Genomic DNA, 14,274 nt, shown 5'->3' with positions numbered 1-14,274 from the left:
TAGCTAATATCGAGTTTTTCGATTTTTCGTTTTGCCCGTGGTGGGGCGCCTGCCCCCAGGCCGATGGAGAATCCGTAACGTAGTATAATGATAATTTGGACAGATGGATGGGAAGCCTTTGTCTTTCCCGGTTATTTTCAATGGGAGCCTTTTAAATGACCGACGAGATCAAAACGTTAATCAGCAGGTTCGCCTCGCAAAAGGCGGCAAATTTAAGAGCGGCGCTTGAAGAGATAAATCCAGCCGACCTTTCCGCGGAGCAAAAGGTGGAACTGGCAAACGCCATATCAACGGTGTTTTACCGGGATCATTCCGGCAACGAGGAGCTGCTTTCGGTGATCGGCAAGGCCGAAGAGCTGATAGCATCCTTCGGTTCGGACGTGGTGGAATGGCTGATAGACCAACTGGCGGACGCGGACGCCGAGTCGGCGGAGCATTTCGCCCGCGCATTGGGGCTCATCGGCGCTCCGGCGGTCGAAAAGGCCATCGCCGCCTTTGAAAAGAACAAGGACGTGCCCTATTCGCAGATCAACCTTCTGTTGGCCGCCGGGCATTTCACTGATCCGGCGGTGGTCAAAAGCCTGCCGAAGCTGATGCGGCTTTTGGACTCGGCGGACAAGCAGCTAAAGTCGTCGGCCATGTACTGCGCCGGCAGGCTGTTCAACAGGGTCTTGCCCGTCCATTTTTCGGACAGGGACAGGGGGCTTTTGTTTGACAAGCTTTTCGCCGGGATTTCAGACCCGTCCCCCCTTGTGCGCCGCCACGCTGTGCGGGCGCTTGGCAAGGGGGTGCGAAACTCCTATTTCACGGCGGACAACGTGGAAAAGGCCAACAAGGCGTTTCGGGCCATACTCGGGCTGGACAATTTCGACTGGGACAGCGCTTTTATCGTCCGGCACGAGGCGGAATATCAACTGCACTATTGCACTCATGGAACAGGCGGTAACGGGGGAAACATGTCAACTGGCAGGTATCATCAGCAATTCACGGTTCTGGAAAAACGGGAGCTTTGCCCGAACACATTCTACTTTAAGTTCAACGCTCCGCTTCTGGCGCGGAAAATCCAGGCCGGCCAGTTCATCATCATGCGGCCCACCGCCAAGAGCGAGCGCATACCCCTTTCCATCGCAGGATGGGACCGGGAAAAAGGATATATCGAGATAATCATAATGGCCGCCGGGAGGACCTCCACAGAGGCCGTCCGCAAGGAAGTGGGCGATGCGTTTCAGGACGTGGTCGGCCCGCTGGGCCAGCGTTCCCACGTGGCCAAGTACGACGGCGCATGCGTGGTGATCGGCGGCGGCTACGGAACCGGCGCGGTGATCCCCACCGCCAGGGACTTGAAGGCTCTTGGCAACAAGGTCTATGGCATAGTCGGCGCACGCTCGAAAGACCTTTTAATCATGGTGGACGAGCTTAAGGGGGTGTGCGACGAGGTGTTCCTCACCACCAACGACGGCTCGATCGGCATAGAAGGTTTCGTCACGCACGCACTGGAGAAGATCATGTCGCGGGAGAAGGTCTCCACTGTGCTGGCCGTCGGCCCTGTCCCGATGATGGTGGCGGTGAGCAAGATGACCAAGGAGAAGCAGATCGAGACATGGGTGAGCCTGAACGCCATCATGGTGGACGGCACCGGGATGTGCGGCGCCTGCCGCGTAAGCGTTGACGGCAAGACGAAATTCGCCTGTTTCCACGGGCCGGATTTCGACGGGCACAAGGTGGACTTTGATGAGCTGGTCAAGCGCCAGAAGATGTTCGTGGACAAGGAAAAGATCGCCCTAGAGGCGTTTCTTAAAGGATAAGGGAGCAAGTTTTACCATGGCCGAGGAAAAGAAGGGTTTAAGCCAGAAAGAGCGGATGAAAAAACCGCGCAACATATTGCCGTTGAACGACGCCGGGCTGCGCGTCCAGAACTTCCTGGAGGTGCCGATCGGCTACTCCATGGAACAGGCGCGCGACGAGGCCAGCCGCTGCATCCAGTGCAAGAAGCCTGAATGCGTGGGCGGGTGCCCCGTTGGAATCGACATTCCGGCGTTCATCAAGCTTGTCGAGCAGGGAGACGTGGCCGCGGCGGCGAAAAAGATCCGCGAGACCAACTTCCTGCCGGCCGCCTGCGGCAGGGTGTGCCCGCAGGACAAGCAGTGCGAGGCGGTGTGCGTGGTGGGCAAAAAGAACGATCCGGTGGGCATAGGAAACCTGGAGCGGTTTGTGGCGGACTACGAACGGGAGCACAAGCTAGACCGGATGCCGAAGATACCGGCCTCCACCGGCAAGCGCGTGGCGGTGATAGGCGCCGGCCCGGCAGGGCTTACGGCGGCCTATGAGCTTCGCGTCCGCGGCCACGAGGTCACCGTTTTCGAGGCGTTCCACAGGGGCGGCGGCGTTATGGTGTATGGCATCCCCAGGTTCCGCCTGCCGCTGGAGATAATAGACGATGATCTGAAGCTCCTGGCCGACATGGGGGTGGAGTTCGCCTATAACATGATCATAGGCAAGATATTGACCATAGACGACCTGATGGACAATGAAAAGTTTGACGCCGTGTTCATCGGCTCTGGCGCAGGGCTGCCGAAAATGCTTGGCATCAAGGGTGAAAACCTCAACGGCGTCTATTCCGCCAACGAGTACCTGACCCGCATTTACCTGATGCACGCCAATGATTTTCCCAATTACCCCACTCCCCTTTATCAGGGCAAGAGGCTTGGGGTCATCGGCGCCGGGAACACCGCAATGGACGTGCTTCGCACCGGCAAAAGGCTGGGGGCGGAGGTGACATGCTATTACCGCCGTTCGCGCGACGAGGCTCCCGCAAGGACAGAGGAGCTTGAGCACGCGGAGCAGGAGTTCATCGACTTTAAATGGCTGTCAAACCCGGTGGAGTTCATCGGCGACGATAAAAACTTCGTCAAGGGCATCAAGTGCGAGAAAATGAAACTGTCCGAGCCGGACGATTCCGGCCGGCGCAAACCTCTGCCCACAGGCGAGTTTTTCGTGGACGAGATAGACACGGTGGTCTTCTCACTGGGCTGCGACGTGAATCCGGTGATACCAACCGTCACTCCGGAGCTTCGCACGAACAAGTGGGGGATACTCATGGTGGACCCGGTCACGTGCCACACCACCAAGAAGGGCGTTTTCGCCGGCGGGGACGCCATAACCGGCGGTTCCACGGTGATCCTGGCCATGGGCCAGGCGAAAAACGCCGCCCTTCACATCCACGAGTACCTGACAGGGCAGTTCAATTACGAGTTGAACATCCCCACAGACCCGAACGCCCCTGGCGTCCAGTGGGAGGGAAGGTTCACGGCGGGCAAACGCCCGGCCCACGGGGCGTAAAACGAGAGGTTACTGGCGAGTTTTGAATCGGGGGGCGGTTTTAATGCCGCCCCTTTTTTTAATGCTTATTTGCATGGCGCGGCAAGGGATTAAAGATGAGACCTGAAAAGGAAAAGGCAACCTGCGAAGGGTGCCCCGCCCTGTGCTGTTATGGGGTGGAGCATTCCATCCCCCCTCCACGGACAAAGACGGAGGAGGACGACCTTGTGTGGCAGCTCCACTTCACGAACACCAGATTCTTCATCCGCTCCCGGCGGTGGTACATGATAGTCCATGGCGGGTGCAGATACCTCAACGAAAACAACAGGTGCACCATATACGCGCGGCGCCCCGACGTGTGCCGCGAGCACAACCCGCCGGACTGCGAGTATTTTTTCGAAATATTCGACGTCATGTTCGAAACGCCGGAAAAGCTGCAGCGCTATTTTGACAACCGGCGGAAGAAAAGAGGGGCCGGGCAAAAAGGGCGCGCCTGATAATCGTCCGCGCCGCTCCGTGGGATTTCTGGTATTATTTTATTTTTGATTTGAGGGCCTGAAAAGATGAGATATGTGACATCAGCAGCCATTGCGCTGGTTTTCGCGGCGGCCATATGCGGCGGGGCCGCTTTCGCCCAGGGATATGGGAAGCCCAAGGATTCGGGAAAAAAAGGGGCGGCCTCCAAGGAATCAACGGTAATGAAAAAGAAGGATGGAAAAATGACGGAAGTCGCCGTTCTGGAGACAAAACACGGGAAGATAGTGATCAAGTTTCTCGACGATGTGGCGCCAAAGCATGTGGAGAGTTTCAAGAAGCTGGCCAAGTCCGGCTTTTTCGACGGCACCACGTTCCACAGGGTGATCCCGGGCTTCATGATACAGGGGGGCGACCCGAATTCCAAGGACGCCGCCAACCGGGGCCGGCACGGCATGGGCGGGCCCGGCTACAACATAAAGGCGGAGTTTTCAAAGCTTCACCACAAACGCGGCATGGTCTCCGCCGCCCGGGCGATGGATCCGGACAGCGCCGGTTCCCAGTTCTTCATCGTCACGCAGGATTCCGGATGGCTGGACGGCCAGTATTCCATATTCGGCGAGGTGATCGAGGGGATGGACGTGGCGGACAAGGTCGTGGCCGAAAAGCGCGACGCGCGGGACAATCCAATCGACAGGGTGGAAATGACGGTGAAAATCGAGGAGCGCCCCGCGAAGTAGGGGGCGCTTGACATCGGGCTGGGCCGCTCTTATATAGATGCGGTCAACAGGCAAGTTTGGGAGTTTTAGTAAAGATGCCTATTTACGAGTACGTTTGCGCCAAGTGCGGCGAACACATGGAAGTAAACCAGAAGATTTCCGACGCTCCGCTTAAAAAGCATTCAGGCGGGTGCGGCGGGAAGCTGACAAAGCTTATTTCCGCCAACGCGTTCCATCTTAAAGGGACGGGATGGTATAAGACCGATTATCCGAAAAGCGGGTCGGGCGGGGCGAAGAAAGAGTCGCCGTCCAGTGGCGGGACTGAGACCAAAACCTCGTCCACCACAGTCAAGCCGGATTAAGCAATCCAGGCCGGTTCAGCTTTTTAACGCCGGATCGGCCATCCCGGCTTCCGCAAAACCCTTGGCGCGCAGGCGGCAAGAGTCGCACATCATGCAAGGTTCGCCGTTTACGCCCGGATCGTAGCACGACACGGTGAGCGAGAAGTCCACCCCCAGCTTTGCGCCCGTTTCTATTATTTCCCTTTTTGTCATTTTGATAAGCGGCGTGCGCACATGGACCCGCACAATTCCCTCCACAGCCGCTTTTGTGGCAAGGTTTGCCATCGCCTCAAAAGCCCTTATGTACTCGGGGCGGCAGTCCGGATAGCCGGAGTAGTCCAGCGCGTTGACGCCGATGAAGATGTCCCCCGTGCCCAGCGTTTCGGCGTAGCCTAGCGCAAGGGAGAGGAAAATGGTGTTTCGCGCCGGAACGTACGTTACCGGCACTCCCCCCGCCACCGGAGATCCGGGGGCGGCCTTTGGCACAGCGATGTTCGATGTGAGGGCCGAGCCGCCGATCGCCGCCAGGTCCACCTTGATCACCTTGCGCTCCACGGCGCCAAGGTTTTTGGCGATCAGTTCCCCGCGCTCAAGCTCCACCCGGTGGCGCTGCCCATAGTCGAAACTTATGGCGTAAACGGAGAAACCTTCGCTTCTGGCGAAGGCAAGGGTTGTGGCCGAGTCCAGTCCGCCGGAGAGGAGCACCACCGCATCAGGCATGGCGTGTCACTGTAAAAGCCTGGAGACGGCCCGCCGTGTTCACGAAGCGGGAACACTCTTGGAAAAGGCGATTTGTTTTATTGAGCCATCTTCACCGGATCGGACTATTTCAAGCCCAAGGTCCTCGATCACCTTGAAAGTGCTCATGGGGAACACCTGGCTTTCAAACTTGCGCTGGTAGGCAAGGGCGCGCATCACGCCGATGAGCGTTATCAATTCCCCCTCCAGCGTCACGTCCAGTATCTCGGGAAGGAGCTTTAGCGGCATATTCCCGCCTCGGGCCTGGCCCAAAAGGTTTTCTATCTCCGAACCTTCCGTGAACACCCGGGAGAAATCCAGCGCCATCCCGCCGGGATGCCCTATCAGGTAAACGCTTCCGGCGCCGCTCGGCCCAAGGGTGACTCCGGAACGGGAGATTATGAACTCGAAAGCTCCGTCTATTATTTCAGGCTTTAGCACGGGAGCGTCCGTCCTGATCATCACCACCGCCTCGCCTTCGAACTTGGCCGCGGCCGAAAAAGCGTTCGCCACCCGTTCGGCATAGGTTTCGCCGGTCTGCGGGGTGAATACGAAACGCCTTTCATTGCGGGTCCCCAGGTTTTGCCCGCGAATAAGGTCCCGGAGCCTTTTTTCTTCCCCGTCCGGTGTGTAGCTTATCAGGATGGTCTCCGCCGAGGTCAACGCGGCCACCGATACTATGTCCTTTAAAAACGCCTCGTAAACGGAGCAGACCTGCTCCTCGGACAGGCATGTGGACGACGCAAGCCTGGTCTTCACAAATCCGGGCACAGGGGCCTTGCCGAATATTATGAGTGTCTTCATCGGCTACGCGAGAAGTTTTTTGACGATGGAAGCGGCGGCTTCAACCGCCTCGCCGATCTTTTCCGGGTTCTTTCCGCCGGCCTGGGCGAAATCCGGCCGGCCGCCTCCGCCGCCCCCCACAATGGCGGCAACCTCTTTTACCACCTTGCCGGCCTGAATCCGGCCAACAAGGTCCGCCGTGACGCCCACGGTGATTATCGCCTTTCCCTCCACGGCGCTCGCAGCCACTATGACAGCCGAGCCGAGGCGGTTTTTCTGGCTGTCCACGAAAGAGCGCAACGCCTCCGCGTCCGCCCCGTCGAGTTCCTGGGCCAACACCTTCACGCCATCCACCTCCACGGCGTCACCATCCGATCCGCCGCTTTTGCCGGAGAACAGCTTTTCCTTGAGCTTCCTGTTTTCCTTTTCAAGGTCGCGCATCCGGTCGGACAACTTTTTCACTTTGTCCGGCAGACCTGACGGCTGCGATTTTAACGCCTCCGCCACGGCGGCGATTTCCTGGTCCAGCCGCTTGACCTGGTCGAGCGCTCCATGCCCGGTCACCGCTTCGATACGGCGCACCCCGGCGGCCACGCCTCCTTCAGATACGATCCGGAAAAGGCCGATGTCCCCGGTGGCTTTCACATGGGTTCCGCCGCAAAGTTCCTGCGAAAAGCCTCCCATGGTCACCACCCGTACCTTATCGCCGTATTTCTCGCCGAAAAGCGCGGTCGCCCCGGCGGTCATGGCTTCCTCCAGCCCCTTCACCTCCGTGCTCACCAGCATGTTCTCCATCACCCGCTCGTTGACGATCCGCTCCACCCGTTCGATCTCCTCCCGGGCGGGGGCGGTGAAATGGGTATAGTCGAAGCGGAGCCTTTCGCCGCTCACAAGCGAGCCCGCCTGTTTTATGTGCGAACCGAGCGCCTGGCGCAGCGCGGCGTGGAGAAGGTGTGTGGCCGAGTGGTTCTTGCGCACGTCATCGCGCCGGTCTCCGTCTATCTTGGCGGTCACAGTGTCCAGTGGTTTGACGGAACCGGAAATTATGGAGACCTTGTGGAACCAGTGAGTGCCATCGGGCTTTGAAACGCCGGAGACCTCAGCCCGGAACGAGTCGTGGTAAATGATCCCCGTATCGCCCACCTGCCCGCCGGATTCGGCGTAAAAAGGGGTGGCCGCCAAAAGAAGCTCCGCCTCGTCCCCCGCGGAAGCGCTTCCCGCCACTTCGCCTTTTTTGACTATTCCCAAGACCTTGGTCTTCGCGATCTGATTTTCGTATCCCAGGAACACCGTGGGCGGAACGCCGTCCGAAACTTTTTTATAGACCGGATTGATTTCCCCCTCGCCGCTCCCGCCCTTCCAGGACTTGCGCGCTTTCTCACGCTGGCCCGTCATCTGCGCGTTGAATCCCGCCATGTCTATGGACACGTTGGCGTCCACGGCGATCTCCACGGCCAGGTCCATCGGGAATCCGTAAGTGTCGTAAAGCTTGAACGCCTCGGCGCCGGGGATGATCCCGCCGGTGTTGGCCTTTGCGGCCTCTATCATCTCCGCGATAAGGTTCATCCCGTATTCGAGCGTGGCCCCAAAGCCCTGTTCCTCGGCCAAAGTCACCCCCCGGATCACGCGCTCATGATGGGCAAGTTCGGGATAGGCATCCTTCATCGTTTCGATCACGGTGTCCGTCAGCTTGTGGGCGAAAGGCTCCGTTACGCCGAGCATCCTGCCGTGGCGCAAGGCCCGCCGCAGGATCCGCCGAAGCACATAGCCACGCCCTTCGTTGGATGGCATCACACCGTCCGCCAGCAGGAATGTTACCGCCCGGGCATGGTCGCCTATCACCCGAAAAGAGATATCGGATTTCGGATCTTCGGGGTATTTGCGCTCCGCGATCCTTTCCATGTGCCTTATGACGGGAAGAATCAGGTCCGTGTCGAAGTTTGTGTCCTTTCCCTGGATCACGGAAACAAGCCGCTCCAGCCCCATGCCTGTGTCTATGCTTGGATTTGGCAGCGGCGTCAGCTTGCCTGCGGAGTCGCGGTTATACTGCATGAATACCAGGTTCCAAAGCTCCAGAAACCTGTCGCACTCACAGTCGATCCCGCAATTCGGGTTGGCGCATTTATATTTTTCGCCCCGGTCGTAATGTATCTCGGAGCATGGGCCGCAGGGGCCGGTGTCTCCCATGGACCAGAAGTTGTCCTTCTCGCCAAACCTGTATATCCTGCCGGCCGGTATGCCGATGTTTTTCTCCCAGATCCGCGCCGCGTCGTCGTCGTCCTTGTAAACGGTTATATAGAGTTTCTCCACCGGCAGTTCCATGTTTTTTGCCATGAACTCCCAGGCCAGATCTATGGCTTTTTCCTTGAAATAGTCCCCAAAGGAAAAATTGCCGAGCATCTCGAAAAACGTGTGATGGCGCGCCGTTCGGCCGACAGTCTCCAGGTCGTTGTGCTTGCCGGAAACGCGCAGGCATTTCTGGGCGGACACGGCCCGTTTATACGGCCTCTTGTCCACTCCCAGGAACACGTCCTTGAAAGGCACCATCCCTGCGTTGGTGAAAAGCAGGGTTGGATCGTTGCCGGGGACAAGGGGGGCGGAGCGCACCGCCGCGTGTTCTTTTCCCGCGAAGTATTCCAGGAACTTGCGCCTCACTTCCGAGCCACTCATCACTTTTGATTCAGTCTTCATCAAGCGTTTTTTCTTTCCGTGGATGTTTTTCCGTTAATTTGGCGACGTTCATTATAAATCATGAAAAGCAGAGTGGGGCATAAAGCTTCCACCAGGTCTTCAATCCCTCCGGCGAACGCTCCGCCATAAGGCTCCGTGAGGACCAGCGCGCCCCATAGGTGTCCGGCCCCCCAAAGAGGCCGGATGGCGGCGGGCAACGATGGCATGGCAAGCCCCGTCAAAGCGAACGCTTCTTCCAACTCCGGCTCCCTTCGCCGCAGCACAGTCGTCCCGGTGGACATCCTGTGGAACACTCTTTCGGCCACGCTCCCGGAGGCGTCTGGTTTGCGCGCCAATGGAGCTGTCACAGCCTCGCCGGACTCAAGGCTCAGGGAGACGCCCGGCGGATTGAATGTATATACCCACACGCCCCGCGCCCCCAATATTTCCTTTAGCCGATCCCCCCGTTTTTTCAGAGGCGCCCACCAGTCCTCTTCATTGGAAGCGTCCCCGGCGGTGTCGCCAAGCAGTGCGTCGAGCGCTTCCCGGCGGTTGATCAGATCCTTGGCCTGCCGCCGTTCTTCCACGGCGCAAAGGGCTTCGCCAAGGTCGGCTGCCAGCCTGGAAAGAAATCCAAGCGAAGAAGGTATCCGGTTCAATAATAACGCTCCGGTCAAGCCCGCACCCTCCGCTGTTTTTCCGCCTGACAGTACCGGGAAAGCCGAAAGCGGATCCTTAGGATCATCATATATTTTGGGAACGCGGTTGTGCGCTGTTTCCCGCGCCAGCGTCTGAAGGTCGTGGAAGCCGGAATATGATCCCATGGAAGCCCGTTCCATCATTTCGCCGGACGGGCCGGCAATCCTGACGGAAATGTAAAACTCGCTCCCGTTGTCGGTGAACGCGTCCTTGAGCGCCTTGGTGAAATAACCGGCCACCTCTTCGGCGCTTTCCGCCTCCATAGTCATCTTGTCCAATACCGCATGGATCCCGGCGCGGGAGCCTTCGGTGATGATGTTCTCCTTGCCCATGGCCCGCACCTGCCCGTCCCTCAAAATGGCGACGCAATTTTTCCCGGTCTCCTTGGCGTGATACAGCGCCAGGTCGGCGGACTTTACCAGGTCCTGAGGGGCGTTCATCGAGCCGCTGTCCAGCGCCGCCACGCCGATGGAGGCGGTCACCTTTATCTGCGCCCCGGAGAAATTGACGGACATCTCCGCTATGCCCTGGCGCAGGCGCTCGGCGCTAAGCGCGGCTCCGTCCAGCCCCACCTCCGGGAGCACCATGGCGAATTCCTCCCCGCCATACCTGGCCGCAAGGTCCGCCGTGCGGCTGGATGTCCGCAGGATATCCGCGATGCTTTTCAGGACTTCGTCCCCCGCAAGGTGGCCGAACACATCGTTTACAGGCTTGAAATCGTCCAGGTCTATCATCAGAAGCGACAGCGCCCCGCCATACCGCCGCGCCCGGTAGAATTCCTCCGCCAGCCGGTTTGTGAAATGCCGGAAGTTGAAAAGGGAGGTCAGCCCGTCGGTCACTGAAAGGGTTCCCAGCTTTTCGTTGAGTTTTAACAGACGCTCGTGCTCTTCCTGCAACTTTTGGTTTAGCGCGGCCGCCTCCTGCTCCCTTTGCCGCAAAAGCCGGTTCTTTTCCAGCAATTCTCCGGTGGCCTCTTCCACCTTGCGTCTTAGCTCTTCTCCAAAACGCCGCGTCATGTAGCGGGAGCCCGCTTCCTTGAGCCCGTAGCTCATGGCATTGCGCAGTTCGTCGCCGGAGAAGGGTTTTGCCAGGTAATGGTCAACCTTCCCCATGGTGAACGCTTCGATGATCACCTGGTCGCTCCCGGCGCCGGTTATCAGGATGCAGGCCATGTCCGGCCTTAATGTCTTGGCGGCGGCGCAGGTCTCAAGCCCGTTCATCCCCGGCATTTTGTAATCGCATAAAAGCACGTCAAAGGAGGTGGATCGCACATGATTCAGCGCTTCTTCCCCGCTGGCGGACGCTGTGACCGCGTACCCGTCGTTTTCCAGCAGGCGGGTGAGCGACTTTCGCACAACTTCCTCGTCATCCACCAGCAGCACTGAAGGCGCCCCATCGGGGCGGGACTTAAGGGGCTTTGGTTCCATGGGCACACTAAAAGCTTGATTTTATGTTATAAATATAACTCATCACAAAGGGCAAAGTAAGCTTAAAACGGCGGGATTTACCATCAATATGCCTGTTACCTGTCGCCCTGTTTTCCGGCTGGTCACCGCCGCTCTTGCTTTAGTTCCGCTTATCTCCTGTTCGACGGTCCCGGAGACAAAGCGCCCGCAGCTTATCCTCATCGACAAGCAAAAGGAAGAGAGCATCGGAGAGCAGACATACCGTGAAGTGCTCGCCAAATCGAGGATCTCGCGCGACGCCAGGCTAATCTCAATTGTTGAAAGGGTGGGGCGCGCCATAGCCGTGGCGAGCGGAGCGGATGGGATGAAATGGGAGTTCAACCTTATCGAATCGGAAGCGCCCAACGCTTTTTGCATGCCGGGGGGCAAGGTCGCGGTGAACACGGGCATCCTGCCGATCGCGGAAAACGAGGCGGGGCTTGCGGCGGTGATGGGGCACGAGATCGCCCATGCCGTGGCGCGTCACGGGGCCGAAAGGCTCAGCCAGGCTAACCTGGCGGACGCAGGGAAAGAGTTTCTGGCCGAAGGGCTGGGCATTGACGAAAGAGTCAAGGAGCTGATAAGAAAAATATACGGGGCGGGTGTTGCGGTGGTGTTCACCCTGCCTTATTCGAGGTACCACGAGTTTGAGGCCGATCACCTGGGTGTCTTGTACATGGCCAGGGCCGGATATGACCCGCGAGAGGCCGTTAAGTTCTGGGAACGGTTCAGGGAATACGGGGAAAACGCCGAGCCGGAGGGCAAAAGCGGTTTTCTTTCCGCCCATCCTGTCCATGGGGCGCGGATAGATCAGATAACAAGCGTGATGCCGGAAGCGATGGCGGAGTATGAACGCGGCGCGAAAAAAGGATATGGCGAGCCGTTGTTTTAAACCGCCGCCCCTTTTATCCCTGGCATTGCTCCATTTTCGCACCCAGGTATTTTAAGTTATTGACAACATCAATATTTATCTGGTATTAAGGCTGAAACCTGAATTGAATCAAATTTCTTAAATCGCCATAACGGCTAAATCTGAGGGGGACGGTACCAATGTTGCGAAGCAAGCAAGCAAGCAAGCAAGCAAGCAAGCAAGACGTAATCCTTTAATAGCTGTTTTATTGCTTATCTTCGTTGGCGCTATTGCCGCGTGTGACGGCGGCAAATCTTCCTCCACCTCTTCGTCATCTTCAGGTCAATCTTCGCAGTCAGTTTCCATCACCGGGCGCGCTTCCAAGGGACCGATAATCGGCGGCACGGTGACGGTGTACCAACTCAACGCGGACGGAACGCGCGGCGCGGTTCTGGCGCAGACCACCACCGGGGCGGACGGCAGATTCTCGTTCAACCAATCCTTCACGGGGGCGGTGGAGATCGCCGTCTCCGGCGGGTCGTATGTGGACGAGGCGACAGGGGTGACGGTGGATTTTGCCGGCAAGGAACTTCAGGCTATGTATTCAAACGGCGTTGCGGCAGGGGAGAATGTGGCGGTGACAGCCATCACCACCATCGCCACCGCCCAGGCCAGGCAAAGGATAAACGACGGGGAGTCCATGACCGCCGCCATAACCAACGCAAACGCGAACATCGCCGCGAACTTCGGGCTGGAGGGGGTGGACATCACCCATGTCACCCCGGATGATTTGACAAACGGCTCCGAACAGTCCGATCCGAACAGCGATTCTGCCCGGTATGGGCTGATACTCGCGGCGTTGTCCCAATCGTCGGCAAACAGGGGATATGAACCGGGCCAGTTGCGGGAAGTGATCGCCCGGTTGGAGCGGGACTTGAGCGACACGAAGATAAATGAAGGGCGCAATCAGGACGTCATGCTCGGCCTGCCCGCGGCGGCGGGTGAGTTTTTGGGCAATGGGACAAACGCCAGCCAGATAACCGTTGGCGCGATAAACATACCGTCGCCGATATTGAATATCGAGGGGTGCATGGATCCATCGGGGAGCAATTGGAATCCCGAGGCCACCAGCGCCGGGGATTGCACTTATCGGGGATGCACGAACCAATCGGCCAGCAATTACAATCCCACGGCCACAGTGGATGACGGCAGTTGCGCGTACACGCAGGCGTCCGCCGGCTCATCAACCCCCGCCGGCATGGTTCTAGTCACCGGAGGTTGTTTTGACATGGGGGACAATTGGTTGGGGGAAGAAGTCGATGAGCTTCTGCATAACGTGTGCGTGTCAACTTTCTATATGGACGCCAAGGAGGTGACGCAGGGGGATTACACGGCATGGAACAGCGGGGTCAACCCATCGTGGTTTGTGCAGGCGAACGAGGGGACGCTTCCGGCGGACACTTCGACTTATCCCGTTGAGAAGGTGACATGGCAGAACGCATCCGACTATTGTTCAGCTCAGGGTAAACGTCTGCCGACGGAAGCGGAATGGGAATACGCCGCCCGGAACGGCGGGCAGGTGGTGCGGTATGGCACGGGGAGCGACAATATAGACTGCACTACGGCTAACATTTGGAATGGAGGCGGCTGTTATAACGCGGCGACTTCAGTGGGCGGCGGCCCAGCGCCGGTTGGGAATTACGCTGCCAATTCGATTGGTTTGTATGACATGGCGGGGAACATGTGGGAATGGGTGAGCGACTGGTATGACGCGAACTACTATGCCACAAGCCCGGTGAACGATCCTGAGAATGTGGTGGACTCAGGTACGAAAATCGTTCGCGGCGGGTCGTGGGAGCGTCAATCTATCTACGCCCGGGCGGCCGACCGCGTCGACTTCAATCCGGCCGATACGTCCTACCTTAGAGGTTTTCGTTGCGCCCAGTAACAAGGGCAACGCTAAGAGGGCGCGGCAAGCGGCGCCCCTGCCATTTCCCCTCCTTTTATAAGGAGGGGAAAAAGCGGCGCAAGCCGACGGGGTGGTAAACGATCCACGGTAACTTCGCGCAATGATTACCCCCTCCCGCCTTCGGCGTACTCCCCCTTGTAAAGGAGACCTTTGCATAATTCCAGCATCGTGGTTTTGATCCATCATTTACCCCGTAATTGCGGATTGACGGCCTCTTTGCGCTCAGACAACGACTGTTTTGTGCCCCCCATGGAGCCCGCTTTAGCCT

The 14,274-nt window shown here is 58.3% G+C and carries 11 protein-coding genes; 7 read left to right on the top strand and 4 right to left on the bottom strand.

The window, feature by feature from the left end; all coding sequences use genetic code 11:
- Positions 1-956 precede the first annotated feature (956 nt).
- The 5 genes from HZB29_01810 to HZB29_01790 all read left to right on the top strand — a co-directional run bounded on the left by HZB29_01810 (position 957) and on the right by HZB29_01790 (position 4,873).
- Positions 957-1,805, top strand: coding sequence for a sulfide/dihydroorotate dehydrogenase-like FAD/NAD-binding protein (locus tag HZB29_01810; GenBank protein ID MBI5814327.1), 849 nt, complete (start codon positions 957-959; stop codon positions 1,803-1,805).
- Between the two features lie 16 nt (positions 1,806-1,821).
- Complete coding sequence (gene gltA / locus HZB29_01805; GenBank protein MBI5814326.1) at positions 1,822-3,339, top strand: NADPH-dependent glutamate synthase; 1,518 nt, start codon at positions 1,822-1,824, stop codon at positions 3,337-3,339.
- 95 nt (positions 3,340-3,434) lie between these two features.
- The gene (locus tag HZB29_01800) at positions 3,435-3,815 is read left to right on the top strand and encodes a YkgJ family cysteine cluster protein (GenBank protein ID MBI5814325.1); all 381 of its coding nucleotides are present in this window, start codon (positions 3,435-3,437) and stop codon (positions 3,813-3,815) included.
- Between the two features lie 222 nt (positions 3,816-4,037).
- Entirely contained in the window at positions 4,038-4,532 is a 495-nt protein-coding gene (locus HZB29_01795; protein ID MBI5814324.1) for a peptidylprolyl isomerase, read from the top strand.
- A 74-nt stretch (positions 4,533-4,606) separates the two neighbouring features.
- Positions 4,607-4,873 carry a zinc ribbon domain-containing protein gene (locus HZB29_01790; GenBank protein ID MBI5814323.1) on the top strand — a complete coding sequence of 89 codons (267 nt, stop codon included), beginning with the start codon at positions 4,607-4,609 and terminating at the stop codon, positions 4,871-4,873.
- Positions 4,874-4,888: 15 nt separating this feature from the next.
- On the opposite strand, the gene queC is transcribed toward HZB29_01790, so the two are convergent.
- The 4 genes from queC to HZB29_01770 are packed head-to-tail and all read right to left on the bottom strand — an operon-like array spanning position 4,889 to position 11,124.
- The gene (gene queC / locus HZB29_01785) at positions 4,889-5,572 is read right to left on the bottom strand and encodes a 7-cyano-7-deazaguanine synthase QueC (GenBank protein MBI5814322.1); all 684 of its coding nucleotides are present in this window, start codon (positions 5,570-5,572) and stop codon (positions 4,889-4,891) included.
- Between the two features lie 39 nt (positions 5,573-5,611).
- The gene (locus HZB29_01780) at positions 5,612-6,394 is read right to left on the bottom strand and encodes a DUF2064 domain-containing protein (GenBank protein ID MBI5814321.1); all 783 of its coding nucleotides are present in this window, start codon (positions 6,392-6,394) and stop codon (positions 5,612-5,614) included.
- A gap of 3 nt (positions 6,395-6,397) precedes the next feature.
- On the bottom strand, positions 6,398-9,043 hold the full coding sequence (gene alaS / locus HZB29_01775) for an alanine--tRNA ligase (protein ID MBI5814320.1): 2,646 nt from the start codon (positions 9,041-9,043) through the stop codon (positions 6,398-6,400).
- A gap of 20 nt (positions 9,044-9,063) precedes the next feature.
- Positions 9,064-11,124, bottom strand: a complete 2,061-nt coding sequence (locus HZB29_01770; protein ID MBI5814319.1) for a diguanylate cyclase — start codon at positions 11,122-11,124, stop codon at positions 9,064-9,066.
- Positions 11,125-11,257: 133 nt separating this feature from the next.
- Between HZB29_01770 and HZB29_01765 the strand changes: the two genes are divergently transcribed.
- Both HZB29_01765 and HZB29_01760 read left to right on the top strand, forming a co-directional pair.
- Positions 11,258-12,079 carry a M48 family metallopeptidase gene (locus HZB29_01765; GenBank protein ID MBI5814318.1) on the top strand — a complete coding sequence of 274 codons (822 nt, stop codon included), beginning with the start codon at positions 11,258-11,260 and terminating at the stop codon, positions 12,077-12,079.
- A gap of 226 nt (positions 12,080-12,305) precedes the next feature.
- Entirely contained in the window at positions 12,306-13,985 is a 1,680-nt protein-coding gene (locus HZB29_01760; protein MBI5814317.1) for an SUMF1/EgtB/PvdO family nonheme iron enzyme, read from the top strand.
- Positions 13,986-14,274: the final 289 nt, after the last annotated feature.

The organism is Nitrospinota bacterium (genome assembly GCA_016235255.1).
Classification (GTDB): Bacteria; Nitrospinota_A; UBA7883; order UBA7883; family JACRLM01; genus JACRLM01.
The sequence above is the reverse complement of the archived record's forward strand: the minus strand, read 5'-3'. Positions and strand labels throughout refer to the sequence as shown.

What these genes read in the sequence shown, in the direction of transcription:
- HZB29_01810 (MBI5814327.1), top strand. Translation starts at nt 957, where the DNA reads ATGTCAACTGGCAGGTATCATCAGCAATTCACGGTTCTGGAAAAACGG.
- gltA (MBI5814326.1), top strand. Translation starts at nt 1,822, where the DNA reads ATGGCCGAGGAAAAGAAGGGTTTAAGCCAGAAAGAGCGGATGAAAAAA.
- HZB29_01780 (MBI5814321.1), bottom strand. Translation starts at nt 6,394, where the DNA reads ATGAAGACACTCATAATATTCGGCAAGGCCCCTGTGCCCGGATTTGTG.
- alaS (MBI5814320.1), bottom strand. Translation starts at nt 9,043, where the DNA reads ATGAGTGGCTCGGAAGTGAGGCGCAAGTTCCTGGAATACTTCGCGGGA.
- HZB29_01800 (MBI5814325.1), top strand. Translation starts at nt 3,435, where the DNA reads ATGAGACCTGAAAAGGAAAAGGCAACCTGCGAAGGGTGCCCCGCCCTG.
- HZB29_01795 (MBI5814324.1), top strand. Translation starts at nt 4,038, where the DNA reads ATGACGGAAGTCGCCGTTCTGGAGACAAAACACGGGAAGATAGTGATC.
- queC (MBI5814322.1), bottom strand. Translation starts at nt 5,572, where the DNA reads ATGCCTGATGCGGTGGTGCTCCTCTCCGGCGGACTGGACTCGGCCACA.
- HZB29_01765 (MBI5814318.1), top strand. Translation starts at nt 11,258, where the DNA reads ATGCCTGTTACCTGTCGCCCTGTTTTCCGGCTGGTCACCGCCGCTCTT.
- HZB29_01790 (MBI5814323.1), top strand. Translation starts at nt 4,607, where the DNA reads ATGCCTATTTACGAGTACGTTTGCGCCAAGTGCGGCGAACACATGGAA.